At 61.9% G+C, this 18,842-nt stretch carries 17 protein-coding genes; 8 read left to right on the forward strand and 9 right to left on the reverse strand.

Translation table 11 applies throughout. The features are described 5' to 3' along the window. Positions 1 to 41: 41 nt before the first annotated feature. Positions 42 to 1,193 (forward strand): serine hydrolase, encoded by a 1,152-nt coding sequence (locus IHQ71_RS14600; RefSeq protein ID WP_258162696.1) that lies wholly within the window; start codon positions 42 to 44, stop codon positions 1,191 to 1,193. Here the strand turns inward: IHQ71_RS14600 and IHQ71_RS14605 are convergent. The 8 genes from IHQ71_RS14605 to IHQ71_RS14640 form a co-directional block, all read right to left on the reverse strand. Then, positions 1,190 to 1,840, reverse strand: a complete 651-nt coding sequence (locus IHQ71_RS14605) for a GntR family transcriptional regulator (RefSeq protein WP_258162697.1) — start codon at positions 1,838 to 1,840, stop codon at positions 1,190 to 1,192. The genes IHQ71_RS14600 and IHQ71_RS14605 overlap by 4 nt on opposite strands. Before the next feature lie 18 nt (positions 1,841 to 1,858). Beyond that, positions 1,859 to 2,248, reverse strand: a complete 390-nt coding sequence (hpxZ, locus tag IHQ71_RS14610; protein WP_308737955.1) for an oxalurate catabolism protein HpxZ — start codon at positions 2,246 to 2,248, stop codon at positions 1,859 to 1,861. Between the two features lie 21 nt (positions 2,249 to 2,269). Beyond that, the gene (locus IHQ71_RS14615; protein WP_258162698.1) at positions 2,270 to 2,950 is read right to left on the reverse strand and encodes a cysteine hydrolase family protein; all 681 of its coding nucleotides are present in this window, start codon (positions 2,948 to 2,950) and stop codon (positions 2,270 to 2,272) included. 1 nt (position 2,951) lies between these two features. Next, on the reverse strand, positions 2,952 to 4,475 hold the full coding sequence (locus tag IHQ71_RS14620; RefSeq protein WP_258162699.1) for an ABC transporter ATP-binding protein: 1,524 nt from the start codon (positions 4,473 to 4,475) through the stop codon (positions 2,952 to 2,954). Then, on the reverse strand, positions 4,472 to 5,197 hold the full coding sequence (locus IHQ71_RS14625; protein ID WP_258162841.1) for a cysteine hydrolase family protein: 726 nt from the start codon (positions 5,195 to 5,197) through the stop codon (positions 4,472 to 4,474). The genes IHQ71_RS14620 and IHQ71_RS14625 overlap by 4 nt, the downstream gene beginning before the upstream one ends. Positions 5,198 to 5,216: 19 nt before the next feature. Beyond that, entirely contained in the window at positions 5,217 to 6,137 is a 921-nt protein-coding gene (locus tag IHQ71_RS14630) for an ABC transporter permease (RefSeq protein ID WP_258162700.1), read from the reverse strand. Further along, positions 6,137 to 7,249: an ABC transporter permease gene (locus IHQ71_RS14635; protein ID WP_258162702.1), complete on the reverse strand. Its 1,113-nt coding sequence runs from the start codon at positions 7,247 to 7,249 to the stop codon at positions 6,137 to 6,139. Before IHQ71_RS14635 ends, IHQ71_RS14630 begins: the two co-directional genes overlap by 1 nt. A gap of 70 nt (positions 7,250 to 7,319) precedes the next feature. Then, positions 7,320 to 8,426: a BMP family ABC transporter substrate-binding protein gene (locus IHQ71_RS14640; RefSeq protein ID WP_258162704.1), complete on the reverse strand. Its 1,107-nt coding sequence runs from the start codon at positions 8,424 to 8,426 to the stop codon at positions 7,320 to 7,322. Between the two features lie 337 nt (positions 8,427 to 8,763). On the opposite strand from IHQ71_RS14640, the gene IHQ71_RS14645 reads away from it, so the two are divergent. Then, positions 8,764 to 9,279 carry a cupin domain-containing protein gene (locus IHQ71_RS14645; protein ID WP_258162705.1) on the forward strand — a complete coding sequence of 172 codons (516 nt, stop codon included), beginning with the start codon at positions 8,764 to 8,766 and terminating at the stop codon, positions 9,277 to 9,279. Here the strand turns inward: IHQ71_RS14645 and ggt are convergent, their stop codons facing one another. Beyond that, positions 9,280 to 10,866, reverse strand: a complete 1,587-nt coding sequence (gene ggt / locus IHQ71_RS14650) for a gamma-glutamyltransferase (protein ID WP_258162707.1) — start codon at positions 10,864 to 10,866, stop codon at positions 9,280 to 9,282. Between the two features lie 218 nt (positions 10,867 to 11,084). Here ggt and IHQ71_RS14655 point away from each other — a divergent pair, with 218 nt between their 5' ends. The 6 genes from IHQ71_RS14655 (at position 11,085) to nirB (ending at position 18,840) form a co-directional block, all read left to right on the forward strand. Further along, positions 11,085 to 11,675: an ANTAR domain-containing response regulator gene (locus IHQ71_RS14655; protein WP_258157202.1), complete on the forward strand. Its 591-nt coding sequence runs from the start codon at positions 11,085 to 11,087 to the stop codon at positions 11,673 to 11,675. 19 nt (positions 11,676 to 11,694) lie between these two features. Continuing rightward, positions 11,695 to 12,993: a CmpA/NrtA family ABC transporter substrate-binding protein gene (locus IHQ71_RS14660; RefSeq protein WP_374989858.1), complete on the forward strand. Its 1,299-nt coding sequence runs from the start codon at positions 11,695 to 11,697 to the stop codon at positions 12,991 to 12,993. Between the two features lie 337 nt (positions 12,994 to 13,330). Then, complete coding sequence (locus IHQ71_RS14665) at positions 13,331 to 14,629, forward strand: CmpA/NrtA family ABC transporter substrate-binding protein (protein WP_258157203.1); 1,299 nt, start codon at positions 13,331 to 13,333, stop codon at positions 14,627 to 14,629. A 55-nt stretch (positions 14,630 to 14,684) separates the two neighbouring features. Then, on the forward strand, positions 14,685 to 15,578 hold the full coding sequence (gene ntrB / locus IHQ71_RS14670; RefSeq protein ID WP_258157204.1) for a nitrate ABC transporter permease: 894 nt from the start codon (positions 14,685 to 14,687) through the stop codon (positions 15,576 to 15,578). Positions 15,579 to 15,588: 10 nt separating this feature from the next. After that, on the forward strand, positions 15,589 to 16,386 hold the full coding sequence (locus IHQ71_RS14675) for an ABC transporter ATP-binding protein (RefSeq protein WP_258157205.1): 798 nt from the start codon (positions 15,589 to 15,591) through the stop codon (positions 16,384 to 16,386). A gap of 3 nt (positions 16,387 to 16,389) precedes the next feature. Then, positions 16,390 to 18,840 carry a nitrite reductase large subunit NirB gene (gene nirB / locus IHQ71_RS14680; protein ID WP_258157206.1) on the forward strand — a complete coding sequence of 817 codons (2,451 nt, stop codon included), beginning with the start codon at positions 16,390 to 16,392 and terminating at the stop codon, positions 18,838 to 18,840. Positions 18,841 to 18,842 lie beyond the last annotated feature (2 nt).

The following is an 18,842-nucleotide window of genomic DNA, read 5'->3' on the forward strand; positions in this document are numbered from 1 at the left end:
GTGCCACAAAAGCCTGTGCCCTAATCGATCCGGATCGTGACATGCTCGAAGAAGACTATCCCGAAGCCTCGCTTGCCAACTGGCGCACGCATCCATTCAACGTTCGCGGTTTCCATAATGTCGATCGGCTCATCGCCACCCAACCGATCGAGTGCGCGCCGAGCACCGTCCCTCTGCCGCGCGGCAGGATACTGGACCTCGCGGCCGTCATGGTCGATGGATCGAGCGCATCAAGCGGGCTGCTGCAGAGCCATACCGATGGCTTCATGGTTCTCCATCGCGGCGCGGTGGTAGTCGAGCAATACGGGCCTACGGCCACCGCCTCGTCCCGTCACATCATCTTTTCCGTCAGCAAGTCCGTCACCGGCACGCTTGCGGGCGTGCTGGCGGATCGCGGCGAACTCGATCCGGATGCGCCAGTCTCGCGCTACGTGCCGGAGATCATCGGTTCCGCCTATGGTGATGCCACGGTACGCAACCTCCTCGACATGACCGTGTCTGTCCGCTTCATCGAGGATTATCTCGATCCGCTCGGCGATGTCGCCCGCTACCGTGTCGCCATGGACTGGAATCCGCCCGGCGCCTTTCCCTATCAGGGCGGGCTGCATTATTTCCTCGCAACGCTGCCGAGGGATGATGGCCCACACGGCGAGCGCTTCCAATATGTCTCGCCGAATTCCGACCTGCTGGGCTGGGTGCTCGAAAACGCCGGCGGCTTGCCGATGGCGGAAATGCTGTCACGTTATCTCTGGCAGCCGATGGGTGCCGAGAGCAGCGGCTTCATCACCGTGGATCGCAACGGCGCCGCCCGCACGGCCGGCGGCATCTGTGTCACGCTTTCCGATCTTGCGCGTTTCGGCGACATGATGCGGCAGGACGGCAAGGCCAATGGCCGCCAGGTCATTCCCGAAGCCTGGATCAAGGACATCATGACATCAGGTGATCCCGAGGCCTGGCAGAAGGGTGACATGACCAACCTGCTGCCCGAGGCGCGATACCGTTCGAAGTGGTACATCCCCACCGATCACCCCGGCACCTTTTGCGCCATCGGCATTCATGGCCAATGGATCTATGTCGATAAGGGCGCCGGGGTCACTGCGGTGAAGTTCTCGTCCCAGCCCCTACCTGTCGATGACGCGCTCGACAAGCTGACGCTTGCGACATTCCGCGCCATCGCGGATGCCCTGCGCTAACCGCCGGCGAATTCGTTCCAGGCGTCCTCGACCAGCGTGATATGCGCGCGCATGAAACTCTGGGCATCGATGCCGTTGCCCCTGAGGATCGCCTCGACGATCAGGCCGTGCTCGGCATGCGACTTGGCAAGGCGTCCGAGCGTTGAGAACTGCGCCCGGCGGAAGGGCTGCAGCCGCTGGCGCGTCAGCCGCGTCACATCCTCCAGATAGCTGTTATGCGAGCCGGTATAGATCGCATTGTGGAACAACTCGTTGTAGCGGATATAGCTCAACCGGTCGCCGTTGGAGACCACGCCCGCCATCTCGCCATGGAGTTGGTCCAGCGCACGGCGTTCGGCGGAGGTCATCCGTTCGGCGCTGAGCGCCGCGCAAAGCGCCTCGAGATGACCCATGAGCTCGAACATGCCGGTCAAAGCATCATTATCGGGCTTGGCGACGATCGTCCGGCTATGCGGCTTCTGCTCGACAAGCCCGCTCGCCGCCAATTGCTTGAGCGCTTCGCGGATCGGCGTCCGCGAGACGGAAAACTCCGATGCAAGCTGGGTTTCGTCCAGCACAGCACCGGGCGCCAGTTCACCGCCGATAATGCGTTCGGAAAGCTGGCGGCGGATATCCTCCGCCGATGTGCGCGGCACTCTCTTCAGCACGGTTCAATCCGGTTGGGGTCAAGGCCCATTAAGTTCATCCATCATGCTCACATGCGCGGCCGCAACCTTCCAGCCCGTCGCGGTCCTCACCCAGACTTGCGTCTGCCGGCCGATCTTATCAGGCGCATCGTCGCGGATGAACAGCGTCTGGGCGGTCGCGCAATCGGTGCCGTAACTGGTGATGACGGTGCGGTCAAGCTTACGTTCGAAAGGCGCCTGCGTCGCGCGGAAGGCGAGCACTTCAACGTAACCGTGCTGCACGTCGTTGAGCCCGTAACGCACTGTCTCGTCCCGCTCCAGGAACATGCGGGCAAGCGTATCGTTATCGTTTCTGAGCAAAGCCGCCTCATAGGCCGCGAAGATCGCCTGGACTTCGGCAAGCGTGGCGAGATCGTTGATCACCATCATCCGGCCTTCCCACGTCTTTCTTCAGACATGAGCCCCTGCCTCCGCGACCGCTTTCTCCAGCGCCCCAAGCGGCGCGACCCAGCCGACGATGCCGCCCTGCGCCACGATCATCTCGATCGCCGCGGTCTTGAATTCGGCGAAATAGCTCTCCGTCGCATCCTCGACCAGCAGGCATTCGAAGCCGCGATCATTGGCCTCGCGCATCGAGGTCTGGACACAGACTTCCGTGGTGACGCCGGCAAAGATCAGATGCGTGATGCCGCGCTCCGCTAGCGTCCCGTCAAGCCCCGTCGCCCAGAACATGCCCTTGCCAGGCTTGTCGATTACAACCTCGCCATCGATCGGTGCAAGACCCTCAACGATTTGGTTGCCGGGTTCACCACGCACCAGCAGCCGGCCCATGGCGCCGGCCTCGCCGATCTTCAGCGAAGGGTTGCCGCGTCGGATTTTCGATGGCGGGCAATCTGAGAGGTCGGTCTTGTGCGCCTCACGGGTATGGATCACCAGCCAGCCCTGCCTGCGAAACAGGCTGATCAGACTGGCAACCGTGGGAATGATGGCTTCGAGCCGCGCCACATCGTTGCCGAGGCTGTCGCCGAAGCCGCCCTGCTCGATGAAGTCACGCTGCATGTCGATCACCACCAGTGCAGTGTGTCTTGGGTCGAGCGGAAAGGGATAGGGCCGTGCGGGCACCTCGATCATCTCAGTGCCCCGCCATGTGCTGGCCGATCGTATTGCGGTCGGTATCCTCAATGGGCGAGACATAAGTGATCGTGCCGCCCGACATTACCGCCACCCGGTCGGCGAGTTCGAGGATCTCGTCGAGGTCCTCGGAGACCAGCAGCACGGCGGCACCGCGATTGCGGGCCTCCATGATCTGCGAACGAATATCGGCCACCGAGGCAAAGTCGAGCCCGAAGCAGGGGTTGGCAACGATCAGCACATCGACGTCGCCCGAGAGTTCGCGGGCAAGAATGGCGCGCTGCACGTTTCCACCTGATAGAGCCTCGATCGGCGCGTCCGGAGATGTGGTCTTGACGTTGTATTTCTTGATCAAGTCCTCGGCCTTGCGCCGCATCGGGCCGGGCTTCATCCACCAGCCGAAACTGGCGAGCGGCGGCTTGTCATAGGTTCTGAAGGCGATATTCTCCGCGACGCTCATGCGTGGGACCGCCGCGTTCTTCAGCGGCTCTTCCTGCAGGCCGAACACCTTGAAGCGATCGAAATTGCCGCGCGTCGGCGTGAAATCCTTGCCACGGACGAAGATTTGACCCTGGCTCAATTGGCGCTGGCCCGAGAGCGTCTCGACAAGCGCGGATTGACCATTGCCAGAGACACCGGCGATGCCAACGATCTCGCCCGACCTGACCTTGAGATTGATCGCATGGATTGCCGGCAGCCCCAGTTCGTCCTCGGCGAACAGGCCCGCGAGATCGAGCACATCCTTCTTCTCAGCGATGGACGCGCGGACGGCGCGCTCCTTCACTTCAGTGTCGCCGATCATCATCCGGCTCATGTCCTCGACGGTGGAGGCGTTGGCATCGCCGTCGCCCGTTAGCCGGCCGCGCCGCAGCACGGTGAAATGATCGCAGAACGTCTTCACCTCGCGGAACTTGTGGCTGATCATCAACACGGTGATCTCGCCGCGTTCCGTCATGCCGCGCAACAGGCCCAGCATCTCGTCGGCCTCGCCGGGCGTCAACACCGATGTCGGCTCGTCGAGGATCATGAAGCGCTGGTCGAGATAGAGCAGCTTGAGGATTTCCAGCTTCTGCTTTTCGCCGGCCGACAGCGACGACACCTGCGTGTCCATCGGCACCCGGAACGGCATGGTCTGCATGAAGGCGTCGAGCGCCTTGCGCTCCTTGGCCCAATCGATGATCGTGGGCGCGTCGGCGCGGGAGATGACGAGGTTCTCCGCCGCCGTCAGGCATGGCACCAGCGTGAAATGCTGATAGACCATGCCGATGCCATTGGCCAACGCATCCTTGGGCGACTTGACCGACACAGCCTGCCCATCGAGCAACACCTGCCCCTTGTCGGCGGCATAGAAGCCCATGATGCACTTGACGAGCGTCGATTTGCCCGCGCCGTTCTCGCCGAGCAGCGCATGGAAGGAACCGGCTTCGACCCGCAGCGACACATCGCCCAGCGCCGTGAAATGGCCGAAAGTCTTGGTCATGCCGAGCGCTTCGAGCGAAGGCGCGCGTTTGGCTGTCTCGGTCATGAGCTCGCCTCCGGCAGCGCGGCGATGAAATCTGCCGAATTTGAAACCGCGCCGAACACGCCGCCCTGCATCTTGATCATGTCGATGGCGGCGAGATGGTTCTCGACCTTGGTCGCCGCGCAGCAATCCTCGAGCAGCAGGCATTCGTAGCCACGGTCATTGGCGTCGCGCATGGTCGTGTGGACACAGACGTCGGTGGTGACGCCCGTGAAGACGATATTGCGGATGTTCTTCATACTGAGGACAAGCTGGAAATCGGTCGCAAGGAACGTGCCTTTGCCCGGCTTGTCGATGATCGCCTCGCCCGGCTCGGGCTGAAGTTCCGGGATGATTTCCCAGCCCGGTTCGCCGCGCACGAGGATGCGCCCGCACGGCCCCTGGTCGCCGATTCCCGCGCCGATGCGCTGCGATCGCCAGCGCTTGTTATCAGGCAGGTCGGAGAGATCGGGCTTATGCCCCTCGCGGGTGTGGATGATGAAATAGCCCTTCGCGCGCATGGCTTTCAGCACATTCTGAATCGGCACGATCGGGCCGCGCGTCAGCGAAATGTCGTAACCCATTGAATCGACATAACCGCCCGGCGCGCAGAAATCGGTCTGCATGTCGATCACGACGAGCGCTGTGTTGTGCGGGCCCCAGTTGCCGTCGAAGGGCCAAGGATAGGGATCGGCGGCGAGCGTGATACCGCCCTTGATGATTGCCGCCTCGATACGTTCGTCCATGGATGCCATGACCGTGACCTCATTTATTGATGGAGAGCTCGCCCGGCACTTCACGAGCAGCCGATTTCGACTGGGCCGAGGCGATCATGATGAACAGCGTCAGGATGTAGGGCGCCGCATTGAAGAAGTAGTAGCCTTGCGAAATCCCGATCGATTGTAGCGCCGGCCCCAGCGCGCCGGCAGCGCCGAACAGCAGTGCCGCGAGCAGGCAGCGGAGCGGTCCCCAGCGCGCGAAGATCACCAGCGCCACCGCCATCAGCCCCTGCCCCGACGACAGGCCCTGGTTCCATGAACCGGGATAATAGAGCGACAGGAATGCGCCGCCGATGCCGGCCATGAAGCCGCCGATCGAGGTGGCGATGAAGCGCACAAGATCGACCGACACGCCCATCGCCTTCGCCGCCGGCGCACTGTCGCCGGTCATGCGCACGATGAGGCCCCATTTGGTGTTCTTCAGCGCCCACCAGAGGAAGACGCCGAGCGCGATGCCGACGAAGAACAGCGGATTGACTTCCAGCGCCTGGGCCAGACGCGGGTCGCCTGTCCAGCCGCCAAGCGGGATGGCTTCAAGCCGGGGTGCCGTCGGCTGGATGTAGGGCTTGCCGAAGAAGAAGGCGAGACCGGTACCGAAGCTCATGATGGCGATGCCGATCGCCATGTCGTTAACCTTGGGCAGCTTGCAGATATAGCCGTGGATGGCGCCGAGGAACATGCCCGAGAGACCGGCGAGAACCACGCCGAACCAGGGATTGCCGGTCTGGTAGGAACCGGCATAGGCGACCATGGCGCCCAGTACCAGCGAGCCTTCGAGACCGAGATTGACCCGGCCCGACTTCTCGGTCAGGCATTCGCCGAGCGCCACGAACATGAAGGGCGTCGAAACCCGGATCGCGCCGCCGAGCATGGCGATCAACGCCGTGACGAGCATGGAGTCTTCCATCAGCGTGCACTCCCGGATTTCGGCTGCAGGAAGGGTATGCGGCCGTAGAGCGTGTCAGACGTCAGCAACACGACGAAGATCAGTCCCTGCAGCACTAGAACCGTTGCATCCGGCAATCCCATGCGCCGCTGGATGATGCCGCCAGCCGCAGCCAGCGCGCCGAACAGGACGGCGACCGGAATGATCGCCAGCGGCACCTGGCGCGCGAGGAAGGCAACGAGAATGCCGGTGAAGCCGTAGCCCGCGACCAGCGAGGCATTGGCCTGACCATGGATCGCCGCGACCTCGAAAAAGCCTGCGAGCCCGGCGCAGGCGCCGGCAATCGCGCAGGATGTCACCAGCAGGAAGCCGACCGGCAGACCCTGTGCCTGGGCGGCACGCGGATTGCCGCCGGTCATCCGCGCGGCAAAGCCGAAGGTGGTGCGAGTCATCAGCAAATGCAGCAGGATGGCGAGAATGATGCCCGCGCCGAGCCCCCAATGCACATCGGTGCCGGGCATGGCACCAACGCGATAGGCATCGCCGATCGGCATGGTCGATGGCTTGTTGGCCGAGGCCGGATCACGCAGCCCGCCCTCGACGAAAAAGTTCATGATCGCAATCGCGATGTAGGAGAGCAGCAGCGAGGCGATCGTCTCGTTGACGCCGCGATAGTGCCGGAGCCAGCCGGTCAGACCGAGCCAGAAGGCACCCGCCAGCATGCCCGCTATCGCCATCAGCGGCAGTGTCAGGAACACGGGCACCGCATTGGATACCAGCGGAATGGCGACGGCAGCCGAAAGAAATCCGCCCAGCACCAACGCGCCCTCCCCGCCGATCATGGTCAGGCCGATCCGCGCTGGAATGGCAAAGGCGAGCCCCGTGAGCACCAATGGCGCAGCCCGCTGCAACGTGTTCTGGAAAGAGAAGCTCGAACCGAAGCCACCCGTCCAGATCAGGCCGAAGAACATCAAAGGCGACTTGCCGAGCAGCAGCAGGAAGATCGAAAACAGCAGCGCCGATGCGACGAGTGCCGCCACCGGAATGATGACGGCCTCGGCGAATTTCAGCCCCGCCACCGATTGGCCTCGACTGACCGGCACTGCCGCCGCCGCGTCTATGCTTATTGCCATGACCTTCTCCTGCCGCTCGTTTCGATGCCGGGCGACATTGGCCGCCCGGTATTTCCGCAGATGCGACGGATCAGGTAATCGAGCCCTGCACGCCTTCGAGCAGCCAGCCCATGCCGTCGAGATAGGGATCGTAATTGTCGTAGGTCTTTTCGACGACGAGCTTGCCGGTATTGTCCTTGAGCGTGCCCTTGTAGATCGGCTCTCCCTTGGTCAGAGCCGCAATCGCCGCATCGGCAGCTTTGATCGCCTCAGGCGTGGCGGCCGCGCCATAGGGCGTCGAGCGCAGCATGTCCTTGTCGTAGCCGCCGACCAGGAAGTTCGGCAGTTCCTTGGCGCCCGCGATATCGGCGGCATAGGATTTGTAAATCGTTTCCCACTTGTATTCGGCACCGGTGATGAAGCCCTTCGGTGCCAGCGAGGCCTGCGAGGCATTGTGGCCGCAGGTCTTGACGCCACGGCCTTCGGCCGTCTCGATCACCACTTTCGGACTGTCCACATGGCAGGTGATGACTTCGCAACCCGCATCGACCAGCGCATTGGCGGCTTCCGCCTCGCGCACCGGCATCGACCACTCGCCGGTGAAGATCACGCGAACGGTCGCATTGGGATTGACGCTGCGCGCGCCGAGCAGCACGGAATTGATGTTGGAGAGAACCGACGGGATCGGCTTGGCCGCGACGAAGCCGATCTTGCCGCCTGGCGCTGAAAGCCCGGCTGCGACGCCATTCACGTAATGCGCCTGGTTGAGATAGGGGAAATAGGAGCCGGCATTTTTCGGATCGGCGTCCTTGTTCCACAGCGGCGCTGCGTGGCGGAAGGCAACCGCCGGATATTTCGCCGCCATTTCGAGCACGAAGGGCTTATAATAGCCGAACGAGGTGGCGAGGATGAGATTGGCGCCATCGATATTGATCATCGACTCCATCGATTTGGCGACCGCATCGGTCTCAGGCACGTTTTCTTCTTCGACGACCGTCACGCCCGGCACCTGCTTGAGCGCCTCGACAGCGACCGCATGGGCCTGGTTCCAACCGAAATCGTCACGGGGGCCGACATAGACAATGCCGACGATGACGGGGGACTGTGCCCGGGCTAGGGAAAGCGGCATGGCCGATGCGGCAAGACTGGCCAGACCGGTTTTGATCAGCGAGCGGCGGGAAATTTCAAATGATGACATGGCAGGCTCCCTCTGAAACAGCGCGTCATGCGCCCTGTAAAGGGAAACGCAAATTGTATGCCAGACGGAATTCGGAAAATTCAAAAACGTAAGATATTGTTTTTATTAATTTTATAGTCCGCATCGATTCTGGCGGCGCGCCGTGTCGAGTGAGCGGATAGATCAATATTACATCATCAATATCTATACGCATATTTTTTAGGCAATATTTTATGCATTGCATACAATTCGAAGGATCGAGTCGTCGCCTTGTGCCCGTCGGCACCGGATCGACCGGACCCGGGTGACAATCGCTTGCCCGTGCCTATAATCCAAAAAGCCATATGCGGAGGGAACCATGGGCGATCATCACGACCACGATCACGACGATCACCACCACGCCCCCGATTACTGGAAGCACAACGGCATCCGCGTGATCAAGGGCAACCAGCTCGACGACAACACGCCGCAGACGCCGGGTATGTACCGCCAGGCCGCCATCACGACCGCGCGCGTCGGGGCGCAGAAGATCTGGGCGGGAACCGTGACGATCCAGCCCAATGCCAAGACAGGCGTCCACCATCACGGCGCACTCGAAAGCGTGATCTATGTGGTCAAGGGCAAGGCGCGCATGCGTTGGGGCGAGCGGCTGGAATATGTCGCCGAAGCCGATGCCGGCGACTTCATCTTCGTGCCGCCCTATGTGCCGCATCAGGAAATCAACGCCGACCCGGCCAACCCTCTTGAATGCGTGCTGGTGCGCTCTGACGACACGGCAGTCGTGGTCAATATCACGGATGTCGATCCGGTGGAGAAGCCGGAAGAGGTCTACTGGGTCGACCCGATCCACGCCCACCCGAATGCGAAATCCTGATCAATAGCCGAGCGCGCAGCCATCCTTGCGGTGATCCGACGCGCCGGTCAGGGTGCCTTTCTCCCAGTCGATAACCACTGCCTGCCCGCCGCCGAAGGGTTTTGCCGACCGCTTGACCTTATGTCCCTTTGCCGAAAGGCCATCAATGACCGATTGCGCGACCCCGTTTTCCACTTCCACCACACCGTCGCGGTGAAAGACGCGCGGCGCGTCCAGCGCCTGCTGTGCGTCCATGCCGAAATCGATGACGTTCGTCATGAGATGCACGTGGCCGAAGGGTTGGTATGCGCCGCCCATGACGCCGAAGGGCATGACGACACGTCTATCCTTCACCGCCATTCCCGGCATGATCGTATGGAGCGGGCGCTTGCCGGGCGCGATGACATTCGGGTGATCCCTTTCGAGCCGGAAGCTCGTCCCCCGGTTCTGCAATACCACGCCGGATTTCGGCCCCGTCACGGCAGCGCCGAACGAATGATAGGTGGAGTTGATGAAGGACACCGCATTGCGATCGGCATCGACGATCGAAATGTAGACCGTGTCGCCTCGGGGCAGCTCCACAGCGGGAAGCTCAGCCATTGCCTTGTCGGGATCGATTGCGGCCCGCAGGCCCGCAGCATATTCGTTCGACAGCAGTTCCCTGACCGGAACATGCACTCTGTCCTGGTCGGCGAGATAACGGTCACGATCGCGATAGGCGAGCCGGCCCGCCTCGATCTCCAGATGCAGCCTTTCCGCGCCGTCTGGATCGAGGTTCTTTAGATCGAAGCCCGAGAGGATGTTAAGCATCAGGAGCGCGGTCAGACCCTGGTTGTTCGGCGGCATCTGGAAGATATCGTGGCCGCCATAGTTGACGCTGATCGGCACGACATAGTCACCTTTGGTCGCGGCAAAGTCTTCAAGCATGTGAAGCCCCCCAAGCGCCCTGAGACGTGCCACCAGGTCGCCGGCCACCTCGCCTTCGTAGAAACCCGCCCTACCCTTTTCCGCGATCAGCCGGAGGCTGCGCGCGAGTTCCGGCTGGCGATGGATGTCACCGGCTTTGAATGGCTGCCCATCCCTCAGAAACATCCGGGCGCTATATTCATCCTGGGCCAGTATCGGCGCGATCTCCTCCCAGTCGAAGGCGACGCGATCATGCACCACACAGCCCTTCTCGGCATAGCGGATGGCGGGCGCCAGCGCCGCATCGATGCCCTTCTTCCCATGATCCGCGAGCAGCCGGCACCAGGCATCCACTGCGCCGGGAATGGTCACCGCATGGGCGCCCGTTTCCGGGATTTGGGCGAAACCCCGCTCCAGGTACCAATCGAGTTCCGCCGCGAGAGGCGACCGCCCCGAGCCGTTGAACGCCAGTACCTTCCCCTCACCCTTCGGCGAATAGAGCACGAAGCAATCGCCACCGATGCCCGTCGATTGCGGTTCGACCACCGCCTGAACGGCTGCCGCGGTCACAGCGGCATCCATGGCATTGCCGCCCGATCTCAGCATCTCGATCGCCGCGAGCGTCGAAAGCGGATGGGACGTGGCAACCATCGCATCGGTCGCACGAACCGGCGACCGGCCGGGAAGCTGGAAATCACGCATTTGTCGCCGTCCTCCATCAGCATCCTCCCAGATCGAATCTGACGAGGCAAGACCATGACTTTGCACGATATTCACGAATGAGGAAGAAGCAGGGCGTTATTGTCCGCAAGGTTCCGACCAAAGATTTCCATAATGTCTATTTTTTAATCACAATTATTCAAGTGTATTTTTTAGGCAAAACGCTTGCAAGATTTGCTGCGCTGCGTCATGACTGGACAATGTCCGCGCCCGAACTCACCATCCTCGTGATCGACGAGAACGCCATCCGCGCCTCCATCATCGAGGAAGGCCTGCGCGAGGCGGGGCACACCCGCGTCACGGTCATCCATGAAGTCCACGGCGTCGCCCGGATCATCGATTCGCTCGCGCCCGATGTCATCGTGATCGATATCGAGAACCCCGACCGGGACCAGATGGAACATCTCTTCCAGTTGACGCGCACGCTTGAACGGCCGATCGCCATGTTCGTCGACCGCTCAGACACCGCCTCCATCGAGGCTGCCGTCGAAGCGGGCGTCTCGGCCTATGTTGTCGATGGGCTGAAGAAGGAACGCGTAAAGTCCATCCTCGACATGGCCGTCAGCCGGTTCAACGCCTTCAGCCGGCTGCAGCGCGAACTGGCGGATGCGAAATCCGCGCTCGAGGAACGCAAGATCGTCGAGCGCGCCAAGGGCATACTGATGAAGATGCGCGGGCTTTCCGAGGAGGATGCCTTCGCGCTGATGCGCCAGACGGCGATGAACGAGAAGAAGAAAATGTCCGAGATCGCGCAGAGCGTCGTCACCGCAGCCGGGCTGCTGATGCGCTGATCGCGAGGGAGCATTGAACGTGAACATGATGACAATATCAGGAAATTCGTTGTCCGGCGAAGGTGCTTCAGGCCTGGCTGCACCGGGCAAAATGTCCGGCGAAGGTTCGCGCACCCTGCGCGCCGGCTTCATTCCGTTGGTCGATGCCTCCGTACTGATCGCCGCGGCGGAGTTCGGCTTTGCGGCAAAGGAAGGCATCACGCTCGATCTGGTCAAGGACGTGTCCTGGGCCAATGTGCGCGACCGCCTCGCTTTCCGCCAGTTCGATATCGCGCATATGCTGTCGCCGATGCCTGTGGCGGCGATGCTCGGCCTCGGCTCGAACCCCTCGCCCACCATCACGCCATTCTCGCTCGGCAAGGGTGGCAACGCGATCACACTCTCCACGCGTCTTTATGCGCGCATGCGCGACGAAGCCAATCTCGCGGTCAATGCGGCTGCGCTCGACAATGCCAAGGCGCTGGCAATCGTGCTCGCCAGCATGCGAGCGCGCGGCGAGCCGCAGCCGACCTTCGGCATGACCTACCCCTTCTCATCGCACAATTACGAGTTCCGCTATTGGCTGGCGGCCGGAGGCATCGATCCCGATCGCGATGTGAAGCTCGTCGTCGTTCCACCGCCGATGACCTCGGATGCGCTGGCAGCCGGTGCGATCGACGGCTTCTGCGTCGGCGCGCCGTGGAACATGGTGGCCTCCGGGCGCGGCGTTGGCCGCATCGTGGCCGCCAAGCAGGACATCTGGCCGTCCGCGCCCGAAAAGGTCATCGGCATGCGGCCCGAATGGGCGGAGACCCACCCCGAAACGGTCTCCCGGCTGATTGTCGCGCTCGATGCCGCAGCCCGCTGGTGCGATCGGCCCGAAAACCATGATGCGCTGGCACAAACGCTCGCCGACAACCGCTACATCGCGGCTCCGAACGATATCATCCGCAATGTTCTGGCCGGAGAGTTCAGTCTCGACGCCGAAGGCCACCGGCGCATCATTCCGAACTATTTCTCGTTCCACGCCGGAGCGGCGAACTATCCGCGCCCCAGCCAGGCGCTCTGGATTTACAGCCAGATGATGCGCTGGGGCCAGGCACCGTTGCGGCAGGAAGACATTGCACTGGCTGCATCCGCCTACCGACCCGACCTCTACCGGCTGGCACTTGGCCATGCCGCCGCACCATCCGATGGCGACATCCGGGTCGAGGGCGCCTCAGTCGGCGATCACTTCATGGACGGCCACGTTTTCGACCCCGCTCGCCTCGCCGAATACGTGGCCGCATTTGCCGTGAAAAGCCCTTCGCTGTCAGATTTCCCGGCCGGCGAAGCGTAAGCCATGGCTTGCTGCCCTGCACAATTTATGATCCCGAGTTGCCGCGCCGCACAAAGTTTCGGCAGAGATTACTGCCAGATTAAAAATGAGGCAACCGTAAGATTGACAGTTTTCAGATTTCTTTTCAATTAGTTGGGTGATCCACGTAAAACTGGCACGCTGCTTGCGTCACTGAATTTGCCCGGTCAATGGCGATCAGGCGCATGAACGCGCGATGAGCGTTCAACAAAGACATCGACGTCGCAAGGTTTTTGCTCCGGGAAACTCCCATCCCATGGACGCAATCTCCGAGCGGCGTTTTTTATTTTCAGGTTCCGCCCAAAAAAGGGGAAGTGCGATGACCAAGATAATGATGACCGGCCTGACCCGCCGCAGCCTGCTAAAGACATCAGCCGCCGCCGCCCTGATCGGCGCCGTCAAGACCGCCTTTCCCTCTGGCGCTTTCGCCGCATCGGCCGGCCCTGAAGTGAGCGGCGCCAAACTGGGCTTCATCGCACTGACGGATTCGGCGGCACTCATCATCGCCAAGGAAAAGGGCCTGTTCGAAAAGCATGGCATGCCGGACGTCGAAGTCGCCAAGCAGGCTTCCTGGGGTGCGACCCGTGACAACCTGGTGCTCGGCGGCGAGGCGAACGGCATCGACGGCGCCCATATCCTGACGCCGATGCCCTATCTCATGCAGACCGGCAAGGTGACGCAGAACAACGTGCCGGTGCCGATGTCCATTCTCGCCCGCCTCAACCTCGACAGCCAGGCAATCTCGGTTTCCAAGGAATATGCCGCGACCGGCGCGGGCCTCGACTCCTCCAAGCTGAAAGAGTCCTTCGCTGCGAAGAAAGCGGCGGGCGGCGAGGTCAAGGTCGCCGTCACTTTCCCGGGCGGCACGCATGACCTCTGGATGCGCTACTGGCTCGCCGCCGGCGGCATCGACCCGGACAAGGACGTTTCGGTCATCGTCGTTCCCCCGCCCCAGATGGTGGCGAACATGAAGGTCGGCAACATGGATGCCTTCTGCGTCGGCGAGCCATGGAACGAACAACTGGTCAACCAGGGCATCGGCTTCACCGCCTGTTCGACCGGCGAGATCTGGAAGCGCCATCCGGAGAAAGCCTTCTCGATGCGCACCGAATGGGTTGAGAAGAATCCCAACGCCGCCAAGGCCATCGTCATGGCCCTCATGGAAGCCCAGCAATGGTGCGACAAGATGGAAAACAAGGAAGAAATGGCCTCCATCGTCGGTAAGCGCCAGTGGTTCAACGTGCCGCCGAAAGACATTCTGGGCCGCCTGAAGGGCGACATCAACTACGGCAATGGCCGGGTCGCCGAAGGCACCGACCTCTACATGAAATTCTGGCAGGACCACGCGTCCTACCCGTTCAAGAGCCACGACTTGTGGTTCCTCGCCGAGAACATCCGCTGGGGCAAGTTGGCGCCGGATACGGATATCAAGGGACTGGTCGACAAGGTCAATCGCGAGGACGTCTGGCGCGGCGCGGCCAAGGATCTCGGCGTGGCTGCCGCCGACATTCCCGGGACCAGTTCGCGCGGCAAGGAAACCTTCTTCGACGGCAAGGTCTTCGATCCGGAAAACCCCGCCGCCTACCTCGAGAGCCTTTCGATCAAGGCCTCTTCCTGACCCTTCTGGTCGGCGCCGCAAGGCACCGGCCCCTCCCAAACTATTGGAGTGACCGATGACTGCTCTGGCTCGCATGGAAAAGCCAATGAAGACGGCAAAGCCGCAAACAGAAGCCAAAGTCGTGGCGCTTGCGCCGCGCCCCTCGAAAAAGTTCGATCTGAAGGGCGCTGCCGCGTCGGTCGCCAAGAATGTTGTTCCGCCGATGATCGTGCTGGCCCTGCTGCTCGGCATCTGGCAGCTGCTCTGTTCCGCGCCGGGCTCGTCCCTGCCGCCGCCGTCGCAGGTCTGGCAGGAAAGCTATGACCTGATCGCCCATCCCTTCTTCGATTTCGGATCGCAGGATATCGGGCTCGGCTGGCGGGTGCTGGTATCGCTGCAGCGCGTCGCCTATGGCTTCGGTCTGGCGGCAATCGTCGGCGTGCTGATCGGCGCCGTCATCGGCCAGTCGGTCTGGGTGATGCGCGGGCTCGACCCGATCTTCCAGGTGTTGCGCACAGTGCCGCCGCTCGCCTGGTTGCCGCTGTCGCTCGCAGCCTTCCAGAATTCCAATCCATCGGCGATCTTCGTGATCTTCATCACCTCGATCTGGCCGGTCATCATCAATACCGCGGTGGGCGTGCGCAACATCCCGCAGGACTACCGCAACGTCGCCCAGGTGCTGCGGCTGAACCATCTCGAATTCTTCTGGAAGATCATGTTGCCCTCGGCCGCACCCTACATCTTCACCGGCCTAAGGATCGGCATCGGCCTCTCCTGGCTCGCCATCGTCGCGGCCGAGATGCTGACCGGCGGTGTCGGCATCGGCTTCTTCATCTGGGATGCCTGGAACTCCTCGCGCCTGCCCGACATCATCGTGGCACTCGCCTATATCGGCGTCACCGGCTTCTTCCTCGACAAGCTGGTTTCGGCTGTCGGCAAGTTCATCACCCGCGGCGCGGCGACCAATTAAGGAGGCGATCATGCAGGCCTATCTCAAGCTCGACCATATCGCCAAGCATTTCGACCGCGGCGGCACTCGCTCTGATGTGTTGCGCGACATCAACCTGACCATCGAAAAGGGCGAGTTCGTCTCGATCATCGGCCATTCCGGTTGCGGCAAGTCCACGCTGCTCAATCTGATCGCCGGTCTCACGCCGGTCTCGACAGGCGCAGTGCTGCTCGAAAACCGGGAGGTCAATGCGCCAGGACCGGAACGGGCAGTAGTGTTCCAGAACCACAGCCTGCTTCCCTGGCTGACGGTCTATGAGAACGTCAACATCGCCGTGACCAAGGTCTTCGGCTCGACCAAGACCAAGGCCGAGCGTCATGACTGGATCATGACCAATCTCGACCTGGTGCAGATGGCGCATGCCAAGGACAAGCGCCCGGCGGAAATCTCCGGCGGCATGAAGCAGCGCGTCGGCATCGCCCGGGCGCTGGCGATGGAACCGAAGATCCTGCTGCTCGACGAGCCCTTCGGCGCGCTCGATGCACTGACCCGCGCCCACCTGCAGGACGCGGTGATGGAAATCCACCACCGGCTCGGCAACACCATGGTCATGGTCACCCACGATGTCGATGAGGCCGTGTTGTTGTCCGACCGCATCGTGATGATGACCAACGGCCCGGCCGCCCATATCGGCGAAGTGCTGGACATTCCCCTCGCCCGCCCCCGAAACCGGATCGAGCTCGCCTCGGACCGGACCTATCTCAAATGCCGCGAAGCTGTGCTGAAGTTCCTCTACGAACGCCACCGCTTCGTCGAAGCCGCGGAGTAATCCATGACCAAGAAACTCGTCATTATCGGCAATGGCATGGCGCCGGGGCGCATGCTGGAAAACCTCTTCGAGAAGGCACCCGGCCAATACCAGGTGACCATCTTCAACGCCGAGCCGCGCGTCAACTACGACCGGATCATGCTCTCGCCGGTGCTCTCGGGCGAGAAGACCTTTGAGGAAATCGTCATCCATGGCGATGGTTGGTACATCGAAAACAACGTGACCCTCTACAAGGGCCACAAGATCGTTTCAATCGACCGCGACAAGCGCACGGTCACATCAGACCACGGCGTTACGGAAAGCTACGACAAGCTGGTGATCGCCACCGGTTCCGTTCCCTTCATCATCCCGGTTCCCGGCAACGATCTGCCCGGCGTTCTGAGCTATCGCGATCTCGACGACGTGCAGGCCATGCTGCTCGCGGCTCAATCGCGCGCCAAGGCAGTTGTCATCGGCGGCGGGCTACTGGGCCTCGAAGCTGCGGCCGGCCTCAACCTGCGTGGCATGGATGTGACCGTCCTTCACGTCGCACCCACGCTGATGGAGCGCCAACTCGATCCTGCCGCCGGCTACCTTCTGCAGAAGGCTGTCGAGGAACGCGGCATCAAGGTGCTGACCAAGGCCAACACCGAGGCCATCGTCGGCAATGGCAAGGTCGAGGGCGTGGAGCTCGCCGACGGCACGATCATTCCCGCCAGCCTCGTCGTTATGGCGGTCGGCATTCGTCCGAATGTCCAGCTTGCCCGTGACGCCGGCCTGGCGGTCAATCGCGGCATCGTTGTCGATGACGGTATGTCAACCTCGGATGGACATATCCTGGCGCTCGGCGAATGCGCCGAAGTCGGCGGACAGGTCTACGGTCTCGTCGCACCGCTCTACGAGATGGCCCGCGTCGCCGCCTCGCATCTGGCCGGCGATACATCGGCGGCCTTCGTGCATTCCGACACGCCGACCAAACTCAAAGTCACCGGCATCGACCTCTATTCGATCGGCGATTTTGCCGATGGCGACGACCGCGAGGAAATTGTGCTCCGCGACGCCACTGCAGGCGTTTACAAGCGCCTGATCATCAAACAGGATCGCATCATCGGCACCGTGCTCTACGGCGAGACATCCGATGGCGCCTGGTTCAACGACTTGAAGAAGAAGGCGACCGACATCTCTGAGATGCGCGAGACGCTGATCTTCGGACAGGCCTATCAAGGGGGTGCCCCGCTGGACCCTATGGCGGCCGTTGCAGCCTTGCCGGATGATGCGGAAATCTGCGGCTGCAACGGCGTTTGCAAGGGAAAAATCACTTCAACGATCACATCCAAGGGCTTGACGTCGCTCGATGATGTGCGCGCCCATACCAAGGCATCGGCCTCCTGCGGCTCCTGCACGGGTCTCGTCGAACAGTTGATGGCGATCACGCTCGGCGACAGCTACAATCCCAAGGCTGTGCAGCCTATGTGCGGCTGCACCGAACTCGGCCATGACGACGTGCGCCGCCTGATCAAGGCCAAGCACCTGAAGACCATTCCGGCCGTGATGCAGGAATTGGAGTGGAAGACCTCCTGCGGCTGCGCCAAGTGCCGGCCGGCGCTCAACTACTACCTCGTCTGCGACTGGCCGGACGAATATGCCGACGACTATCAGTCGCGCTTCATCAACGAACGCGTCCACGCCAATATCCAGAAGGACGGCACCTATTCGGTCGTGCCGCGCATGTGGGGCGGCGTTACCAATTCCGGAGAATTGCGCGCCATCGCCGATGTCGTCGACAAGTTCGAGATCCCGATGGTCAAGGTCACCGGCGGCCAGCGCATCGACCTGCTGGGCATCGAGAAGGAAGACCTGCCCGCCGTGTGGGCTGATCTCGGCAAGGCCGGCTTCATCTCCGGCCAGGCCTATGCCAAGGGCCTGCGCACGGTGAAGACCTGCGTCGGCTCGGACTGGTGCCGCTTCGGGACGCAGGATTCGACCGGCCTCGGCATCCGCATCGAAAAATTCATGTGGGGCTCATGGACACCCGCAAAGCTCAAGATGGCCGTGTCCGGCTGTCCACGCAATTGCGCCGAAGCCACCTGCAAGGACATCGGGGTGATCTGCGTCGACTCCGGCTTCGAGATCCATTTCGCCGGCGCGGCGGGCCTCGACATCAAGGGCACCGAGGTGCTCGGACTGGTCAAAACCGAGGACGAGGCGCTCGAATACATCGTCGCGCTGACCCAGATGTATCGCGAACAGGGCCGCTATCTCGAGCGCATCTACAAATGGGCGAAGCGCATCGGACTGGACGAAATCCGCCGCCAGATCATGACCGACCACGACAAGCGCCAAGCCTATTACGACCGCTTCATCTTCAGCCAGAAATTCGCCCAGGTCGATCCCTGGTCCGAGCGCGTCTCGGGCAAGGACAAGCATGAATTCCGACCGATGGCGACGGTCGGTTATTCCCAGGCAGCGGAGTGAAG

Source organism: Rhizobium sp. TH2, assembly GCF_024707525.1.
In the GTDB taxonomy this organism is placed as follows: Bacteria; Pseudomonadota; Alphaproteobacteria; order Rhizobiales; family Rhizobiaceae; genus Rhizobium_E.

Excerpts from the sequence above, each read along its gene's own strand:
- IHQ71_RS14600 (WP_258162696.1), top strand. The coding sequence starts at position 42 with ATGCTCGAAGAAGACTATCCCGAAGCCTCGCTTGCCAACTGGCGCACG.
- hpxZ (WP_308737955.1), bottom strand. The coding sequence starts at position 2,248 with ATGATGGTGATCAACGATCTCGCCACGCTTGCCGAAGTCCAGGCGATC.
- IHQ71_RS14615 (WP_258162698.1), bottom strand. The coding sequence starts at position 2,950 with ATGATCGAGGTGCCCGCACGGCCCTATCCCTTTCCGCTCGACCCAAGA.
- IHQ71_RS14620 (WP_258162699.1), bottom strand. The coding sequence starts at position 4,475 with ATGACCGAGACAGCCAAACGCGCGCCTTCGCTCGAAGCGCTCGGCATG.
- IHQ71_RS14625 (WP_258162841.1), bottom strand. The coding sequence starts at position 5,197 with ATGGACGAACGTATCGAGGCGGCAATCATCAAGGGCGGTATCACGCTC.
- IHQ71_RS14630 (WP_258162700.1), bottom strand. The coding sequence starts at position 6,137 with ATGGAAGACTCCATGCTCGTCACGGCGTTGATCGCCATGCTCGGCGGC.
- IHQ71_RS14635 (WP_258162702.1), bottom strand. The coding sequence starts at position 7,249 with ATGGCAATAAGCATAGACGCGGCGGCGGCAGTGCCGGTCAGTCGAGGC.
- IHQ71_RS14640 (WP_258162704.1), bottom strand. The coding sequence starts at position 8,426 with ATGTCATCATTTGAAATTTCCCGCCGCTCGCTGATCAAAACCGGTCTG.
- IHQ71_RS14645 (WP_258162705.1), top strand. The coding sequence starts at position 8,764 with ATGGGCGATCATCACGACCACGATCACGACGATCACCACCACGCCCCC.
- ggt (WP_258162707.1), bottom strand. The coding sequence starts at position 10,866 with ATGCGTGATTTCCAGCTTCCCGGCCGGTCGCCGGTTCGTGCGACCGAT.
- IHQ71_RS14655 (WP_258157202.1), top strand. The coding sequence starts at position 11,085 with ATGTCCGCGCCCGAACTCACCATCCTCGTGATCGACGAGAACGCCATC.
- IHQ71_RS14665 (WP_258157203.1), top strand. The coding sequence starts at position 13,331 with ATGACCAAGATAATGATGACCGGCCTGACCCGCCGCAGCCTGCTAAAG.
- ntrB (WP_258157204.1), top strand. The coding sequence starts at position 14,685 with ATGACTGCTCTGGCTCGCATGGAAAAGCCAATGAAGACGGCAAAGCCG.
- IHQ71_RS14675 (WP_258157205.1), top strand. The coding sequence starts at position 15,589 with ATGCAGGCCTATCTCAAGCTCGACCATATCGCCAAGCATTTCGACCGC.
- nirB (WP_258157206.1), top strand. The coding sequence starts at position 16,390 with ATGACCAAGAAACTCGTCATTATCGGCAATGGCATGGCGCCGGGGCGC.